Origin of the sequence: Pseudomonas batumici, from assembly GCF_000820515.1 — a bacterium.
GTDB classification, from domain to species: Bacteria; Pseudomonadota; Gammaproteobacteria; order Pseudomonadales; family Pseudomonadaceae; genus Aquipseudomonas; species Aquipseudomonas batumici.
The window spans coordinates 40335-54772 of the sequence record NZ_JXDG01000041.1 but is presented as its reverse complement, the minus strand read 5'-3'; the positions used below and the strand labels follow the sequence as shown (position 1 = coordinate 54772).

The 14438-nt window shown below is 63.6% G+C and carries 14 protein-coding genes; 6 read left to right on the top strand and 8 right to left on the bottom strand.

Annotated features, from left to right (window positions below; all coding sequences use genetic code 11):
• Window positions 1-128: 128 nt before the first annotated feature.
• From UCMB321_RS16160 to UCMB321_RS16130, 7 genes are all read right to left on the bottom strand, one after another.
• A complete protein-coding gene (locus UCMB321_RS16160; RefSeq protein ID WP_040068593.1) occupies window positions 129-1544 on the bottom strand; it encodes a sigma-54 interaction domain-containing protein in 1416 nt (471 codons plus the stop codon).
• Window positions 1545-1593: 49 nt separating this feature from the next.
• Window positions 1594-3174, bottom strand: coding sequence for an ABC transporter ATP-binding protein (locus UCMB321_RS16155; RefSeq protein WP_040068590.1), 1581 nt, complete (start codon window positions 3172-3174; stop codon window positions 1594-1596).
• A gap of 15 nt (window positions 3175-3189) precedes the next feature.
• Entirely contained in the window at window positions 3190-4212 is a 1023-nt protein-coding gene (locus UCMB321_RS16150; RefSeq protein WP_040068588.1) for an ABC transporter permease, read from the bottom strand.
• Window positions 4212-5282 carry a microcin C ABC transporter permease YejB gene (locus tag UCMB321_RS16145; RefSeq protein ID WP_040068585.1) on the bottom strand — a complete coding sequence of 357 codons (1071 nt, stop codon included), beginning with the start codon at window positions 5280-5282 and terminating at the stop codon, window positions 4212-4214. The genes UCMB321_RS16150 and UCMB321_RS16145 overlap by 1 nt, the downstream gene beginning before the upstream one ends.
• Window positions 5282-7147 (bottom strand): extracellular solute-binding protein, encoded by a 1866-nt coding sequence (locus UCMB321_RS16140; protein ID WP_040068582.1) that lies wholly within the window; start codon window positions 7145-7147, stop codon window positions 5282-5284. The genes UCMB321_RS16145 and UCMB321_RS16140 overlap by 1 nt, the downstream gene beginning before the upstream one ends.
• Before the next feature lie 79 nt (window positions 7148-7226).
• The gene (locus tag UCMB321_RS16135) at window positions 7227-7508 is read right to left on the bottom strand and encodes a peptidylprolyl isomerase (protein ID WP_040068580.1); all 282 of its coding nucleotides are present in this window, start codon (window positions 7506-7508) and stop codon (window positions 7227-7229) included.
• A 14-nt stretch (window positions 7509-7522) separates the two neighbouring features.
• A complete protein-coding gene (locus UCMB321_RS16130) occupies window positions 7523-8623 on the bottom strand; it encodes a 3-deoxy-7-phosphoheptulonate synthase (protein WP_040068577.1) in 1101 nt (366 codons plus the stop codon).
• Between the two features lie 629 nt (window positions 8624-9252).
• On the opposite strand from UCMB321_RS16130, the gene UCMB321_RS16125 reads away from it, so the two are divergent.
• Both UCMB321_RS16125 and UCMB321_RS16120 read left to right on the top strand, forming a co-directional pair.
• Window positions 9253-10011, top strand: a complete 759-nt coding sequence (locus tag UCMB321_RS16125; protein WP_040068574.1) for a carbon-nitrogen hydrolase family protein — start codon at window positions 9253-9255, stop codon at window positions 10009-10011.
• Window positions 10008-10442, top strand: coding sequence for a GNAT family N-acetyltransferase (locus tag UCMB321_RS16120; protein WP_040068572.1), 435 nt, complete (start codon window positions 10008-10010; stop codon window positions 10440-10442). The genes UCMB321_RS16125 and UCMB321_RS16120 overlap by 4 nt, the downstream gene beginning before the upstream one ends.
• 89 nt (window positions 10443-10531) lie before the next feature.
• Here UCMB321_RS16120 and UCMB321_RS16115 read toward each other — a convergent pair whose 3' ends face one another.
• Entirely contained in the window at window positions 10532-10753 is a 222-nt protein-coding gene (locus UCMB321_RS16115; protein WP_040068570.1) for a DNA-binding protein, read from the bottom strand.
• An 81-nt stretch (window positions 10754-10834) separates the two neighbouring features.
• Here UCMB321_RS16115 and UCMB321_RS16110 point away from each other — a divergent pair, with 81 nt between their 5' ends.
• The 4 genes from UCMB321_RS16110 (at window position 10835) to pgsA (ending at window position 14417) form a co-directional block, all read left to right on the top strand.
• Complete coding sequence (locus tag UCMB321_RS16110; protein ID WP_040068568.1) at window positions 10835-11200, top strand: helix-turn-helix domain-containing protein; 366 nt, start codon at window positions 10835-10837, stop codon at window positions 11198-11200.
• A gap of 150 nt (window positions 11201-11350) precedes the next feature.
• Window positions 11351-11989: a response regulator transcription factor GacA gene (gene gacA, locus UCMB321_RS16105; RefSeq protein WP_040068566.1), complete on the top strand. Its 639-nt coding sequence runs from the start codon at window positions 11351-11353 to the stop codon at window positions 11987-11989.
• Window positions 11990-11991: 2 nt separating this feature from the next.
• Window positions 11992-13815 (top strand): excinuclease ABC subunit UvrC, encoded by a 1824-nt coding sequence (uvrC, locus tag UCMB321_RS16100; RefSeq protein WP_040068564.1) that lies wholly within the window; start codon window positions 11992-11994, stop codon window positions 13813-13815.
• A 32-nt stretch (window positions 13816-13847) separates the two neighbouring features.
• On the top strand, window positions 13848-14417 hold the full coding sequence (gene pgsA / locus UCMB321_RS16095) for a CDP-diacylglycerol--glycerol-3-phosphate 3-phosphatidyltransferase (RefSeq protein WP_040068562.1): 570 nt from the start codon (window positions 13848-13850) through the stop codon (window positions 14415-14417).
• The last annotated feature ends 21 nt before the right edge of the window (window positions 14418-14438 follow it).

Below are 14438 nucleotides of genomic sequence, written 5' to 3'. Positions count from 1 at the left end.
CATCGCGAGCAAGCTTGCTCCTACAGTATTGAGTCGTGCACGAGAGCGAATTCAACCGAAGCCTTGTAGGAGCAAGCTTGCTCGCGATGAGAGTGCAGGGCACTCTCTCTAACGAGACGCATATCTCTTTATTGAGACTCGGCAATCCCCAACGCCACCATCTTCTTGTACAAGGTCGACCGCCCCAGCCCCAATTGCTTCGCGGCCTCCACCACCTTGCCGGCACATCGCGCCAGGGTCGTCTCGATCAATTGCCGGTCGAAACGCTCCCGGGCGGCGCTGAAGGTTTCGTTGCGCACGGACTCCGTGGCCTGCACCTGCGGGTGTTCCAACGCTTTGAAGGTACCGATCGCCCCGCGAATGTCAGCCGCATCCAACACCTGCGCATCGCTCAACAGCGCCGCCCGTTCCAGCACATTGCGCAACTCGCGGACATTCCCCGGCCAGGCGTGGCGACCCAGCAGCTCCAGGGCCTCGGCCGCCAGTTCATGCTGGCTGCGCAGCTCCTCGAGAATCGCTTCGCTCAACGCCGGCAGATCCTCCAGGCGCTCGCGCAGGGGCGGCACCTGGATCGGCAGGACATTGAGCCGGTAATACAGGTCGGCGCGAAACTCGCCGCGGCGGATGGCCGCCTCAAGGTCGCTGGAGGTGGCGGCAATCACCCGCACATCGCTGTGCAGGACCTCGTTGGAGCCCACCGGCTCGAACTCCTTCTCCTGCAACACCCGCAACAACTTGCTTTGCAGAGGTAGGGGCATGTCGCCGATCTCATCGAGAAACAGCGTGCCGCCCTGGGCGATCTGCAACTTGCCGGGACGACCCTTGCGATCGGCACCGGTGAAGGCCCCCGGCGCGGTGCCAAAGAATTCGGCCTCCAGCAGGGTCTCCGGAATCGCCGCGCTGTTGATGCTGACAAAGGCCTTGTGCGCTCGCGGCGAGGCACTGTGGATGGCCTGGGCGAGCAGTTCCTTGCCGGTGCCGGTTTCCCCCAGCAGCAGGACCGGCGAGTCGCTGCTGGCGCCGCGCCGGGCCCGGCGCTTGACCTCCAGGCTCGCGGCGCTGGTGCCGATGAAATGGGCGAAGGTGTATTTGGCCTGGCGCGCGCGCAGCAGCGACCGCGTCGACGCCAGTTCGGCCTGCATGCTCTGGAAGCGCTTGAGCAGCGGCGACAGGCTGCGCAGTTCGTCGAACAGGGCGAAGCCGATGGCGCCGATCACCGCTCCGCCGGCATCGTGGATCGGCAGGCGCATCACCACCAGCGGTTCCCTGGGGGTGTCTTGCAGGTCCAGCAGGATTGGCTGGCCGGTGCGGACCACTTGGCGCAGCAGGCTGCCAGGGATCACGCTCTCGCAGGCCCGGCCAATGGCTTCGCCGGCGTTGGCCAGGCCGAAGCGCCGGGCGTAGCGTTCGTTCATCCAGACGATGTTGGCGTCACGGTCGACGATCACCGTGCCTTCGCTGGATTGCTCGATGATTTCGAACAGCGAACGAATCGCCAGCAGGCGAACCTGCTGATAGTCCTTGAGGCTTTCGGTGTCGGTCATGGCGGGTTCGTCCGTTGCCGGTTGGCGGCGATCGATCAAGTAGGAACTATCAAGTCGAGGCTAGCAGGGTGGCGGCGAGCAGTTCCCGGGTATAGGGATGCTGCGGGGCGTCGAACACCACGTCGGTGGCACCGCGCTCGACCACCTGGCCGTCCTTGACCACGATCAGGTCATGGGCCAGGGCGCGTACCACCGACAGGTCGTGACTGATGAACAGGTAGGTCAGACAGTGTTTTTCCTGGAGATCACGGAGCAGGGCGACCACCTGTTTCTGCACCGTGCGATCCAGCGCCGAAGTCGGTTCGTCCAGCAGGATCAGCGCCGGCTTGAGCACCAGGGCCCGGGCGATGGCGATGCGCTGGCGCTGGCCGCCGGAAAACTCGTGGGGGTAGCGGTGGCGGCTTTGCGGGTCGAGGCCGACTTCTTCCAGTGCGCGGATCACCAGGGCGTCGCACTCGGCGGGGGTGTTGGCGCTGTGCACCTCCAGGCCCTCGCTGATGATCTGGGCCACCGACATACGCGGGCTGAGGCTGCCGAACGGGTCCTGGAAGACCACCTGCATCTGCTTGCGCCAGGGCCGCAGCTGTTTCTGCTTCAGGCCGTCGAGGGCCTGGCCCTGGAAGCGGATGGCACCTCTGGAGTCCAGCAGGCGCAGGATCGCCTGGCCCAGGGTGGACTTGCCGGAGCCGGACTCGCCGACAATGCCCAGGGTCTTGCCGCGCTGCACGCTGAGGCTGATGCCATCCACTGCGCGCAGGTATTGCTTGCGCCGGAACAGCCCGCCACCGACCTGGAACTGCACGTGCATGTCGTCGACCTGCAACACCACCTCGTTGTTGCCCATCGGCAGTGGCTCGCCCGCGGGCTCGGCATCCAGCAGCACGCGGCTGTAGGGATGCTCGGGGCGCTTGAACAGGGTTTCGCAGTCCGCCTGCTCGACAATCTGCCCGGCTTTCATCACGCAGACCCGCTGGGCGATGCTGCGCACCAGGTTGAGGTCGTGGCTGATCAGCAGCAGCGACATGCCCAGGCGTTGTTGCAGGGACTTGAGCAGCAGGAGGATCTTGCGTTGCACCGTCACGTCGAGGGCGGTGGTGGGTTCGTCGGCGATCAGCAGCTCCGGCTCGCAGGCCAGGGCCATGGCGATCATCACCCGCTGGCGTTGCCCGCCGGACAGTTGGTGGGGGTAGGCCTTGAGGCGTTCCCGGGGTTTCTGGATACCCACCAGTTCCAGCAGTTCGAGAATCCGCGCCTGGGCCGCCTTGCCGCCCAGGCCCTTGTGCAGCAGCAGGGTTTCGCCGATCTGCTTTTCCACGCTGTGCAGCGGGTTGAGGGAGGTCATCGGCTCCTGGAAGATCATCGCGATCCGGTTGCCACGCAGACTGCGCAGGGTACTGTCATCGGCCCCCAGCAGTTCCTGGCCGCGATAGCGCACGCTGCCCAGGACCCGGCAACCGCTACGCGGCAGCAGTTGCAGGATCGAGTGCGCGGTGACGGATTTGCCCGAGCCGGACTCGCCCACCAGCGCCAGGCATTCGCCGGCGCGGATATCCAGGCACAGGTCGCGCACGGCGTGCTGGCCGCTGAAGTCGACGTTGAGGTGGCGGATTTCAATCAGGTTGTCGGTCATTGCGCTCGCCATGGTTCATGAGCGGGGGTCGAAGGCGTCACGCAGCGCCTCGCCGATAAACACCAGCAGCGACAGGATCAGCGCCAGGGTGAAGAAAGCGGTGAAGCCCAGCCAGGGCGCTTGCAGGTTCTGCTTGCCCTGGCCGATCAACTCGCCCAGGGAGGCGCTGCCGGCGGGCATGCCGAAGCCGAGGAAGTCCAGCGCCGTCAGGGTCGAAATCGCCCCGGTGAGAATGAACGGCAGGTAGCTCAGGGTGGCGTTCATGGCGTTGGGCAGGATGTGCCGCAGGATGATCTTGCGGTCGGTCAGGCCCAGGGCCCGGGCGGCCTTGACGTACTCCAGGTTGCGCCCGCGGAGGAACTCGGCGCGCACCACGTCCACCAGGGCCAGCCAGGAGAACAGCGCCATGATCCCCAGCAGCCACCAGAAATTCGGTTCGACGAAGCCGGACAGGATGATCAGCAGGTACAGCACCGGCAGGCCGGACCAGACCTCCTGCAGGCGCTGGCCGAACAGGTCGATCCAGCCCCCGTGGTAGCCCTGCAGGGCGCCGGCGGCAATGCCGATCAGGGCGCTGATGGCGGTCAGGGCTAGGGCGAAGAGGATCGACACCCGGGCGCCGAAGATCACCCGCGCGAGCACGTCCCGGGCCTGGTCGTCGGTACCCAGCCAGTTCACCGTGGTGGGCGGGCTGGGGGCTGGCTTGTTGAGGTCGTAGTTGGGCGTGTCGGCACTGAACGGGATCGGCGGGAACAGCATCCAGCCGCCATCCTTGGTGATCAGTTGGCGCACGTAGTCGCTGCGATAGTCGGCCTGGAAGGGCAGTTGGCCGCCGAACTCCTGCTCGGTGTAGCGCTTGAACACCGGGAAATACAGCGAGCCCTGGTAGTTGAGCACCAGCGGCTTGTCGTTGGCGATCAACTCGCCACCCAGGCTCAGGACGAACAAGGCGGCGAACAGCCACAGCGACCACCAGCCCCGGCGGTTGGCCTTGAAACGGTCGAGCCGGCGCCGGCTCACGGGCGAGAGTCTGGGCATCAGGCGTTCCTCGCGGCGAAGTCGATACGCGGGTCGACCAGGGTGTAGCAGAGGTCGCCGACGATTTTAATCAGGAGGCCGAACAGGGTGAAGATGAACAGTGAACCGAATACCACCGGATAGTCGCGCGACACCGCCGCTTCGTAGCTCATGCGGCCGAGGCCGTCGAGGGAGAAAATCACCTCGATCAGCAGGGAACCGGCGAAGAACACGCTGATAAAGGCCTGGGGTATACCCGAGACCACCAGCAGCATGGCGTTGCGAAACACATGGCCGTAGAGCACGCGGCGTTCGCTCAGGCCCTTGGCCCGAGCCGTGACCACGTACTGGCGGGTGATTTCGTTGAGGAACGAGTTCTTGGTGAGGATGGTCAGGGTGGCGAAACCGCCGATCACCAGCGAGGTCACCGGCAGCACCAGGTGCCAGAAGTAGTCGGCGACCTTGCCCAGGGTCGAGAGCTGGTCGAAGTTGTCCGACACCAGCCCGCGCACCGGAAACCAGTTCAGCGAGGTGCCGCCGGCGAACGCGACGATCAGCAGCATGGCGAACAGGAACGCCGGCATGGCGTAGCCGATGACGATGGCAGTGCTGCTCCAGACGTCGAAGCGGCTGCCGTGACGGGTGGCCTTGCGGATGCCCAGGGGAATCGACACCAGGTAGGTGATCAGCGTGGCCCAGAGCCCGAGGGAAATGGTCACCGGCATTTTATCCAGGATCAGGTCGGTGACCTGGGCGCCGCGAAAGAAGCTCTTGCCGAAATCCAGGCTGGCGTAGTGCTTGAGCATCAGCCAGAAGCGCTCGGGGGCCGGTTTGTCGAAGCCGTACTGGCGCTCGATGGCTTCGATCATCTTGGGGTCCAGGCCACGGCTGGCCCGGGAGGCGCTTTGCAGCGCGTCGCCGCCACCGCCCAGGGCGCCGGCCCCCCCTGCGGTACCGATGCCCTGCAGGCGGGCGATGGCCTGTTCCACCGGCCCGCCGGGCGCAGCCTGGACGATGACGAAATTGACCAGCAGGATCATCAGCAGCGTCGGGATGATCAGCAGCAAGCGCCGCAAGGTGTACGCCAGCATCAGTGCTGTCCTCCGGAACTGCCGCGCCTGATCAGCTCGGCGGTCATCTGTTCGTTGGTCAGCGGGGTCGGACTGACTTCCCACCAGGTTTCGACGGCAGGGGCATTGCTGGCCTGCTCATTGGGGAAGCCGAAGCGGTTCCACCAGACCGTCGAGGTGCCCGGTGGGTAATAGTTGGGGATCCAGTAGTAGTTCCATTGCAACACCCGATCCAGGGCATGGGCGTAGCTGAGCATCTTCGCTTGCGTATCGGCCTTGACCAGGCCGTTGATCAGGCTGTCCACGGCAGGATTTTTCAGCACCATGAAGTTGCTGGAGCCGGGGTCGTTGGCCGCGGCGGAACCGAAGTAGTTGTACAGCTCGATGCCCGGCGAGGTGCTGACCGGGTAGCCGCTGACGATCATGTCGTAGTCGCGGTCCTTGAGGCGGTTGACGTACTGCGAGGCGTCGATGCGGCGGATGTCCATGCGGATACCGATCTGTGCCAGGTTGCGCTTGTAGGGCAGCAGCAGCCGCTCCATGCCGTTCTGGGCATTGAGGAAGGTGAAGCTCAGCGGTTCGCCCCGGGCGTTGACCAGGCGGTCGCCGTCGGGTTTCCAGCCGGCCTGTTCGAGCAGGGCCAGGGCTTGCAGTTGCTTGTCCCGCAGGTTGCCGCTGGCGTCGGTTTTCGGCGCTTCGAAGACCTGGGTGAAGACTTCGTCGGGAATCTGCCCGCGCAGCGGTTCGAGGATCGCCAGTTCCGCCTGGTCGGGCAACTGCCGCGCGGCCAGGGCGGTGTTGGAGAAGAAGCTCTGCTGGCGGATGTACATGTTGCGCATCATCTGCCGGTTGCTCCACTCGAAGTCCCAGAGCATGGCCAGGGCTTCGCGCACGCGGCGGTCCTGGAACATCGGCTTTTGCAGGTTGAACAGGTAGCCCTGCGCCGATTGCGGTGCCTCCTGTGCCAGATGGGCCTTTTGCAGGCGGCCATCGGTGAGGGCCGGGCTGTCGTAGCCGATGGAGTAGGCGGTGGCGGAAAACTCGCGGTTGTAGTCATAGGCGCCGCCGCGCAGGACCTGGCGGGCCACATCGGTGTCGCCGAAGTATTCGAGGGTGAAGCGGTCGAAGTTGTAGAGACCGCGGTTGACCGGCAGGTCCTTGCCCCACCAGTCGGGGTTGCGGCTGAAGGTGATGCTGCGTCCCGAGTCGATCTTGGTCACCCGGTAAGGGCCGCTGCCCAGCGGGGTCTCGTAACCGCCGCCGTCGGCGAAATCGCGGGTTTTCCACCAGTGTTCTGGCAGTACCGGCAGGCTGGCGATATCCAGGGGCAGCGAGCGGTTGTCGTTGTTCTTGAAGTCGAAGCGGACCTGGGTCGGCGACTCGACTTCCACGTCTTTCACCGCTTCGAATTGCAGGCGATAGGCGAGGCTGCCCTGGGTCATCAGCAGGTTGTAGGTGTAGCGCACGTCTTCGGCGGTGATTGGCGTGCCGTCGGCGAAGCGGGCCTTGGGGTTCAGGTAGAAACGCAGGGACAGGCCGTCGTCGCTGCGTTGCATCTTTTCCGCCACCAGGCCGTAGACGGTGTAGGGCTCGTCGAGGGAGCGCACAGCCAGGGGCGAGTAGATCCAGCCGTCGATCTCGGTGACGCCGGTGCCTTTGTCGACATAGGGCAGGATATGGTCGAACTGGCCGATCTCGATGGCCGAGCGCCGCAGGCTGCCGCCTTTGGGGGCCAGGGGATTGGCGTAGTTGAAGTGGCTGAAGCCGGCGGGGTACTTGGCCGGTTCGCCGTAGACCGTCAACGCGTGCTGCGCGGGGGCAGCGATGGCAGACAGGCCGGGAAACAGGGTCAGGGCGGTGAGTAGCAGGGATAGGGCCAGTCGCATCTTCAGCCTTGGAAGCCGGTTCGAAGTATCAGGGAAACCGAATACCATGGCGAGGGGGCAGGCCCCCTCGCCACAGGGATCAATCCTGACGGCTGGTCACTTCCAGCAGGTGGTAACCGAACTGGGTTTTCACCGGGCCTTGTACGGTATTGATCGGGGCGCTGAAGACCACGGTATCGAATTCCTTGACCATCTGGCCAGGGCCGAACGAGCCCAGGTTACCGCCGTCGCGGCTGGACGGGCAGGTGGAGTTCGCCTTGGCGATCTCGGCGAAATCGGCGCCGGCTTCGATCTGGGCCTTGAGTTCGTTGCACTTGGCTTCGCTGGCAACCAGGATGTGACGGGCAGTGGCTTTGGCCATGGGTGATGCTCCTTTCAAGAAAGTGTTGAGATTACCGGATTCAGGCCGGATTTTCCCGGCAAAAGTTCCGCTGCCCCGCGCAGCAACGCTTCGGTCGCCTCCCAGCCGAGGCAGCCGTCGGTGATCGAAACGCCATAACGCAGGTTCGCGCTCAACGCCTGGCACCCTTCGAACAAATGACTCTCGAGCATCATGCCCACCAGCGAGCGGTCGCCACGCAAGCGCTGCTCCAGCACATCGGCGAACACCGCCGGCTGGCGCAGCGGGTCCTTGCCGCTGTTGGCGTGGCTGCAATCGACCATGATCCGTGGCGCAATCGACTGCTTGGCCAGGCCGGCCCGCACCTGGGCCACGCTGTGGGCATCGTAGTTGGGCCCGCGATGGCCACCGCGCAGCACCAGGTGGGTGTCCGGGTTGCCCGGGGTCTGGATGATCGCCGGATGCCCCTGGCTGTCGACACCGAAATGCCGGTGGGCATGGGCCGCCGAACGCATGGCGTCCGCGGCGATGCCGACACCGCCGTCGGTGCCGTTCTTGAAGCCCACCGGCATGGGCAGGCCGCTGGCCATTTCCCGGTGGATCTGCGACTCCGTGGTCCGCGCGCCAATGGCGACCCAGCTCAGCAGGTCGTCGACATAGCCGGCCGCCATGGGTTGCAGCAGTTCGGTGGCAATCGGCAGGCCCAGGCGCAGCATCTCGCGCATCAGTTCGCGGGACAGGGCCAGGCCGCCGGCCATGTCGTCGCTGCCGTCCAGGTGCGGGTCGTAGGCCAGGCCCTTCCAGCCCACCGTGGTCCGGGGTTTCTCGATGTAGGCGCGCATCACCAGCAGCATCTGGTCGCTGACGTCGCTCGCCAGATTGGCCAGCCGGCTCGCGTATTCAAGGGCCGATTGCGGATCATGGATCGAGCAGGGACCGACGACGACCAGCAGGCGCGGGTCTTCACCGTTGAGAATGGCGCGCACGGCGTGGCGGTGGCGGTCGACCTGGTCGCTCAGGCTGGCATTGAGTGGCAGGTGCTGCTTGAGTTGCAGGGTGCTGGGCAAGCGCTGGGTCAGCGGCTCGTTGGCCGATGGCAGGGCGGATGACGGCAGGGCAGAGAGAGAAGAATTCATGTTCGGGCTTCCTGGGCAGGCGGCGGGGGCTTCCCGCGCGCGGCCCTACTGGGGTGTTCGACAATCAACCGGACTGGCTGTGAGTGTGTGCGTGCCACCTGTGCGTGACCGTTCGGAGGCGGCGTGCTGTCCCGAGCGGAGCTTGCTAAATCGCCAGGCGCTGGTGATGTCGTAGCGGTAATAGGTGGTGTGGTTCATGTCGGTATTCCTTCGATTCAAACAGTCGGTTGCAAAATGTGCGGGGCTTGAAAAAACAAAACCCCCGGTCGGGAGGCCGACCGGGGGTTGAGAATTCTCTGGTAGGCGACCCCTGAAACAGTGGGCGCCGGTTGGGTATCAGGCGCGCCAGTGGCTAAACCAATACCCAAAATAAAAGTTCACGGGGGTGCCGAGCGTACTCATCCGGGCAGCCGCGACCGGGCGCGAGGCGCTGTCGGTGTGGCGAGGCAGGGATTGAGTCAGGTGCATGGTGCAACTCCGTGGGAATGTCGCCGAGCTTACTAGAGCGGTATCGCCCTGTTCAATCAGAAAATTCTATGAGGCCGAGGCAGTCGCTTCTATCGCTTAAATGCCTCAGATGTTTATGACACACTCTGAGGATATTTCCGAGCTGACTGTCAGGACTGACCATGAGTGCGTTCACCCTTGCCGCTGCCCAATCCGTCTCGATTCCCGGGGACCTGCAGGCCAACATCGGCCGACACCTGGCCTTCATGCGCCAGGCCGCGGAACGGGGCGTGGAGTTCCTGCTGTTCCCCGAGTTGTCGTTGACCGGCTATGAAAAGGCCCTGGCCGCCGGCTTGGCGATTACCCCAGATGCCCCGGTACTGGCGCCGTTGCGCGAGCTGGCCCGGGAGCTGAAGCTGGTAACGGTGGTGGGCATGCCGATACGCCTGGGCGCTGAAGAGCCGGTGCTGATCGGTGCATTGACGTTCGGTGCCGACGGTTCCTTGCAGGTCTACAGCAAGCAGCACCTGCATGATGGCGAGGAGATCGCCTTTACCCCGGGCAACGGTGGTGAGCCCTTGACAATGGCTGATGAGCGAATTGCTCTGGCGGTCTGCGCTGACTTTTCCCACGCCAGTCATCCGCTACGGGCTGCGCAATCTGAGGCTAATCTTTACGCCGCCAGTGTGTTGATCACTGGGAACGGTTATGCACCTGACACCGCCCTGTTGCAGGGCTATGCCCGGGAGCACGCAATGGCCGTGCTGATGGCCAACCACGGTGGCATGACCGGGGGCTGGCAGTCGGCGGGTCGCAGCGCGCTCTGGGCGGCCGGCGGGCAGCAGGTGGTGGCGGCTGAGGGGGAGGGCGATGTGCTGGTGATCGGGCGTCGTGTCGCCGGTCAATGGTCTGGCGAGGTGGTGTCGGTGATGGGGTTGTGAGCGGGCGCTGGCGTTTTCGCCCGGCCTTGGACGAGGACCTGGCGTTTGCCCGGCAGCTCACGCGCCAGAACATGATGGTGTACTACTGTGAGTACGGCCTGCTCTGGCAGGAAGAGGCCTTTGACGTGGCCTGGGCCGGGCGGCAGAACGAGCTGTTGTGCGACGGCGAGCAGGTGTTGGGTTTTGTCAGTTTCAGTCGCGATGCCAGGTCGCTGTATATCCGCGAGTTGCAGCTGGTCGAGTCGGGGCGGGGCCAGGGCTTGGGGAGTTGGCTGATCGGGCAGGCACGGGACATCGCTTTCAGGGAGGGACGTCGGGAGTTACGCCTGACCGTGTTCAAGAGCAACCCGGCCCAGCGGCTGTATTTGCGTCAGGGCCTGGCCGTGGTCGGCGAGGACGAGTGCTTTTTACGCATGAGTCTGACGGTCTAGAACCGACACTTGGTAATGACTGACGATACTTTGGGAGTGTTCCTACATGTCGCCCAATGAGGTGCCTGTCGAGCCTGAAAAGGCCGGCGTCATTCGCTCGGGTTGGTGCTGTCGGATGGGATGATTCCATCCTTCATGCCCAGCAGGACCGCGACCTTGTGGGCTTCCCCACGCCGTCCCTTCTTTCGTCCGGCGAGCACTTGATAGGTGGTTGCCGGGTCGACGCCATGCTCGCGCGCAAACTCCTGAACCGATTTTCCTTGATGTTCCAGCCAAGCCTTGGCTTGTGCGGCGGTGCGGATACCGGGCATAGTTCAAAACCGTTCAAGTTCGTTCAATTCTGGTTGAGTGTATCACCCTTAAGGGTGTTCAAAATGGGATCTTACCTCCAAATGAGTGGAATTGGTTCGCGATTGCGACAAGAGAGAGAGCGACTGGGTTTGTCGCAGAAGGCTTTTGGTGAAATCGGAGGCGTTGAGGCTAACGCGCAGGGCAAGTACGAAAGCGGTGATCGCGCACCGAAGGCCGACTATTTGTCCCGGGTGGCCGCGCGGGGTGTGGATGTACTTTACGTACTGACAGGGCAGGCGACTCCGGTGCAGCTGGACAACCTCAGCCAGGTGGAAGAAAAAGTGCTGGGTAACTACCGGGTGCTGCAGAAGGAGGATCAGGAAGCGATCGATCGACTGACCACGACCCTGGCCGAAACCACCGGGCCCTATATGCTGAAGGGCCGAGCCCGTCCTCGGGACACCTGAGCCGCTGAGTTCCCGGTGAAATGTGCTTGCCGCCCGGCAAGCGCTTATAGCGCATTGATATTCTTATGTGACGCTTGAGCTAGGTCAGGTCTCCGGTTTTTTGCTAAGGTGGTCAATAACCTGATAAGACCAAATTCGTGAGGTGTCTGCTTGATTAGGGTGCTAGTAGTCGATGACCATGATCTTGTGCGTACAGGCATTACGCGTATGTTGGCGGACATCGATGGTTTGCAGGTCGTGGGGCAGGCTGAATCGGGAGAGGAGGCGTTGCTCAAGGCAAGGGAGCTCAAGCCCGATGTGGTCCTGATGGACGTCAAGATGCCCGGCATCGACGGCCTGGAGGCCACGCGCAAGCTATTGCGCAGTCACCCGGAGATCAAGGTGGTGGCGGTGACCGTGTGTGAAGAGGACCCGTTCCCCACGCGCTTGCTGCAGGCCGGGGCGGCCGGTTACCTGACCAAGGGCGCGGGCCTGGCGGAAATGGTCCAGGCGATTCGCCTGGTGTTTTCCGGGCAGCGCTACATCAGTCCACAGATCGCCCAGCAGTTGGCACTCAAGTCCTTCCAGCCGGCCAGTGACTCGCCTTTCGACGCCTTGTCCGAGCGGGAGATCCAGATTGCGTTGATGATCGTCGGCTGCCAGAAGGTCCAGATCATCTCCGACAAGCTCTGCCTGTCGCCGAAAACCGTGAATACCTACCGCTATCGGATTTTCGAGAAGCTCTCGGTCAGCAGCGATGTCGAGTTGACGCTCCTGGCGGTTCGCCACGGCATGGTCGATGCCGGCTGACAATGACTGACCTGTTCGATTCCAGTGCCTTCCTTGCAACGTGCAGTGGCCGTCCCGGCGTCTACCGCATGTTCGACGGCGACGCACGCCTGCTCTATGTGGGCAAGGCCAAGAACCTGAAGAAGCGCCTGGCCAGTTACTTCCGCAAGACCGGCCTGGCGCCGAAGACCGCGGCACTGGTGGGGCGTATCGCCCAGGTGGAAACCACCATCACCGCCAATGAAACCGAAGCGCTGTTGCTGGAACAGACGCTGATCAAGGAATGGCGGCCGCCCTATAACATCCTGCTGCGCGACGACAAATCCTACCCCTATGTCTTTCTCTCGGACGGCGATTATCCGCGCCTGAGCATCCACCGTGGGGCCAAGAAAGCCAAGGGCAAGTATTTCGGGCCTTACCCCAGTGCCGGGGCGATTCGTGAAAGCCTGAGCCTGCTGCAAAAGACCTTCCTGGTCCGCCAGTGCGAGGACAGCTATTTCAAGAACCGCACCCGGCCCTGTCTGCAATACCAGATCAAGCGTTGCAAGGGGCCTTGTGTCGGGTTGGTGGAGCCCCAGGTGTATGCCGAGGATGTGCGTCACTCGGTGATGTTCCTCGAAGGGCGCAGCAACGCCCTGACCGACGAGTTGAGCGCCGGCATGGAGCAGGCGGCCAGCACCCTCGATTTCGAGCGGGCCGCGGAGTTGCGCGACCAGATCGCGCTGCTGCGTCGGGTCCAGGACCAGCAGAGCATGGAAGGCGGCAGCGGCGATGTCGACGTGGTTGCGGCCTTCGTCAATCCGGGCGGCGCCTGTGTGCACCTGATCAGCGTGCGCGGCGGGCGGGTGCTGGGCAGCAAGAATTTCTTCCCGCAGGTCGGTATCGAGGAGGATGTCTCCGAAGTGCTGATGGCGTTTCTCGGCCAGTACTTCATCGGCAGTCCCGAGCGCGACCTGCCTGGCGAACTGATCGTCAATGTGGTCCACGAGGACTTTCCGACGCTGATCGCGGCCATCGCCGGGCTGCGCGGGCGTGAACTGAGCATCAGTCATCGGGTGCGCGGTACCCGGGCGCGCTGGCAACAATTGGCGGTGACCAATGCCGAACAGGCCCTGGGCGCGCGCCTGGCCGACCGTCAGCATATGGCGGCGCGCTTCGAGTCCCTGGCCGAGGTGCTGAGCCTGGACGAGCCGCCGCAGCGCCTGGAGTGCTACGACATCAGTCACTCCAGCGGCGAGGCGACGGTAGCGTCCTGCGTGGTGTTCGGCCCGGAAGGTCCGCTCAAGTCCGATTATCGCCGTTACAACATCGAAGGCGTCACCGCCGGCGACGACTATGCGGCGATGCACCAGGCGCTGACCCGACGCTTCAGCAAGCTGAAGGACGGCGAGGGCAAGCTGCCGGACATCCTGCTGGTGGACGGCGGCAAGGGGCAGTTGTCCATGGCCCGCGATGTGCTCGATGAGCTGGCGGTGCCGGACCTGATCCTGCTCGGAGTAGCCAAGGGGGCGACGCGCAAGGCCGGCTTCGAGACCTTGTACCTCAACGACGCGGCCCATGAGTTCACCTTGAAAGGCGATTCGCCGGCGCTGCACCTGATCCAGCAGATCCGCGACGAAGCCCACCGCTTTGCCATTACCGGGCACCGTGCGCGGCGTGGAAAGACCCGGCGTACCTCGACCCTGGAGGGGGTGGCGGGGGTGGGGCCGAAACGTCGTCGCGAACTATTGAAACATTTTGGTGGATTGCAGGAGCTGTCCCGTGCCAGCATCGACGAGATCGCCAAAGCACCCGGGATCAGTAAAAAGCTCGCTGAGTCGATTTATGCAAGCCTGCACAGCGAGTAGAATGCCTTCCAACCTCGTAGCCAGTTGTGCCGATGAATATCCCTAATCTGATCACCGTTCTACGCGTTGTACTCATTCCGATTTTCATTTTGCTGTTTTACCTGCCTTACCAGTGGAGCTACATGGCGGCCAGTTCGGTGTTTGCCTTTGCGGCGGCAACGGATTGGCTGGACGGTTACCTGGCCCGTCGCCTGGAGCAGAGCACGCCGTTCGGCGCGTTTCTCGATCCGGTGGCCGACAAGCTGATGGTGGCCGTGGCATTGGTACTGCTGGTGCAGGAGCATGGCAACCTGTGGTTGACCTTGCCGGCGGCGGTGATCATCGGTCGTGAGATCGTGGTGTCGGCCCTGCGCGAGTGGATGGCCGAGTTGGGCGCGCGGGCACAGGTGGCCGTCTCCAACATGGGCAAATGGAAAACCGCGGCGCAGATGCTGGCGTTGGTGATCCTGCTGGCCAACCCCTCGGATTTCAGTTTCTGGGTGCTGGTGGGGTATGCGTTGCTGATGGCGGCGGCGGTATTGACCCTGTGGTCGATGCTGCAGTATCTGCGGGCGGCGTGGCCGCATCTGAAGGTCACTGCCGAAAATCCTGAAAAAAAATAAAACTATTTTGAATCAAGGGGT